2 protein-coding genes are annotated in these 2,301 nt (G+C 64.6%); one reads left to right on the top strand and one right to left on the bottom strand.

What is annotated here, in order from left to right; genetic code table 11:
* Positions 1-430, bottom strand: a 430-nt coding sequence (locus ACRESD_RS02255) for a sugar nucleotide-binding protein (RefSeq protein ID WP_431749440.1), incomplete at its 3' end; no start/stop codon positions are given.
* Positions 431-571: 141 nt separating this feature from the next.
* Here ACRESD_RS02255 and ACRESD_RS02250 point away from each other — a divergent pair.
* Positions 572-2,301 (top strand): DEAD/DEAH box helicase (locus ACRESD_RS02250; RefSeq protein ID WP_431749439.1); only part of this gene is annotated, 1,730 nt, incomplete at its 3' end.

Here is a 2,301-nt window from a genome sequence, read left to right as displayed (position 1 = left end):
GTTGCGGGCAAGTGGCGCGCACGCTTTGTTCGATACGCCACAACGCCTGGCCGCGCAGGCCCAGGGGCACCGGCTCGTCTTTTTCGCTGTAGGCGGTGGCGCGGGAGCCATCGAACACGCGGTAGCTGGACGGCTGCAGCAGGGTGATGTTGTGGTGCTGGCACAGCTCGGCCAGGCGCTCGATGGCAAATTCCTGGGCGGCCAAGCGGGTTTCGCTGACGGCTTCGGCCTGGAACCAGTCGAAATAGTAGGCGAGGTTGATCAACGCATCGGGACGGGTGTCGTCGAGCAATTGGGTAAGGCTCGCGGCATCCCAGCCGTCTTGGGGCGGTTTGGGTGCGAGGAAACCGATGTCTTCCTCTGCACCGAGGCGAATCAGCGCCTGCCCGAGGGCATTCCCGCCGCCCAATAACATAAGGCGCATTCGCATAGATTGAGCAGGCCCGGTCTGTGTGGAACGAAGGTTTTTAAGTATTTGTAAGGATCGTTGCATTTTGCGGGTTTGTCGCGCAACCGTCACGGATAAAGTGCGGGGTTGCAACTTGTTAGTACCGGCTGCATAACTGGGAGCATGAACCTTCCTGAATCCACGGACACGGCCCTGGACGGCTTCCACCCCGCCGTCAGTGCCTGGTTCCGCAGCACCTTCCCTTCGGTGACCAGCGCCCAGGCCCAAGCCTGGCCGCTGATCCGCCAGCGCCGCTCGACCCTGATCGCCGCCCCCACAGGCTCCGGCAAGACGCTCACGGCCTTTCTGGCGGTACTCGATGAACTCGTCCACCAAGGCCTGGCCAACGGCGGTGAGCTGCCGGATGAAACTCTGGTGGTCTACGTTTCGCCGCTCAAGGCGCTGTCCAACGACATCCAGATCAACCTGCAAGACCCGCTGACGGGCATTACCGAACAATTGCAGCGCCTGGGTCTGCCGCCCTTGGTGATCCGCACCGCCGTGCGCACCGGCGACACCCCGCAAAAAGACCGCGCCCTGATGCGCAAGCGCTCGCCACATGTCCTGGTGACCACGCCAGAGTCGCTCTACGTGCTGCTGGGCTCGGACTCCGGCCGGAAAATGCTGGGCAGCACGCGCACGGTGATCGTCGATGAAATCCACGCCATCGCCGCCAGCAAGCGTGGCAGCCACCTGGCGTTGAGCCTGGAGCGCCTGCAAGGGTTGTGCACCGTGCCGCTGACGCGCATCGGCCTGTCGGCCACGCAAAAGCCTATCGAGGCGGTTTCGCGGTTTCTGGTGGGCACGGGCCGCGATTGCGCCCTCGTCGATATCGGCCATGCCCGCCCCCGCGACCTGGACATCGAAGTGCCGTCCGTGCCGCTGTCGGCGGTGATGGCCAACGATGTGTGGGAATTGGTCTACGACCGCCTGGCCGAGTTGGCCCGCGAACATCGCACTACGTTGATTTTCGTCAACACCCGTCGCCTGGCCGAGCGCCTCGCCCGGCATCTGAGTGAGCGCCTAGGCAAAACAGCCGTGGCCGCCCACCATGGCAGCCTGGCCAAGGAAATGCGCCTGGACGCCGAACAACGGCTCAAGGCCGGCGAGCTACAAGTGCTGATCGCCACTGCGTCCCTGGAGCTGGGGATTGATATCGGTGACGTCGACCTGGTGTGTCAGATCGGCTCGCCGGGCTCCATCAACGGTTTCCTGCAAAGGGTCGGGCGCTCCGGGCACCAGGTCGACGGCACGCCCAAGGGGCGTTTGTTCGCCATCACCCGTGATGACCTCATCGAATGCGCCGCCCTGCTCGACTGCGTACGCCGGGGCGAACTCGATACGCTGCACATCCCCGTCGCGCCACTGGACGTACTGGCCCAACAGATCATCGCCGAAGTCAGCACCCAGGAATGGTCGGAACAGGCGCTGCTCGATCTGATTCGCCGCGCCTCACCCTACGCCATGCTGGATGAGCGCCACTACCAGGCGCTGCTGCACATGCTTATCGACGGCTACAACGGTCGCCAGGGCATCCGCAGCGCTTACCTGCACCGCGACGCCGTGACCCGCACCCTGCGCGGCCGCCGGGGTGCGAGGCTGACCGCCGTGACCAGCGGCGGCACCATCCCCGACAACGCCGACTACAGCGTATTGCTCGAACCCCAGAGCCTGAATATCGGCAGCGTCAACGAAGACTTCGCGGTGGAAAGCATCGCCGGCGATATCTTCCAGCTGGGCAACACCTCCTACCGCATCCTGCGAGTGGAACCCGGCAAGGTGCGGGTCGAGGATGCCCACGGCCAGCCGCCGACCATTCCGTTCTGGCTCGGCGAAGCACCGGGGCGCAGTGC

Origin of the sequence: Pseudomonas sp. (assembly GCF_050739995.1) — a bacterium.
In the GTDB taxonomy this organism is placed as follows: Bacteria; Pseudomonadota; Gammaproteobacteria; order Pseudomonadales; family Pseudomonadaceae; genus Aquipseudomonas.
Note: the sequence above shows the minus strand (reverse complement) of the source record. Positions and strands in the feature narration are given on the sequence as shown.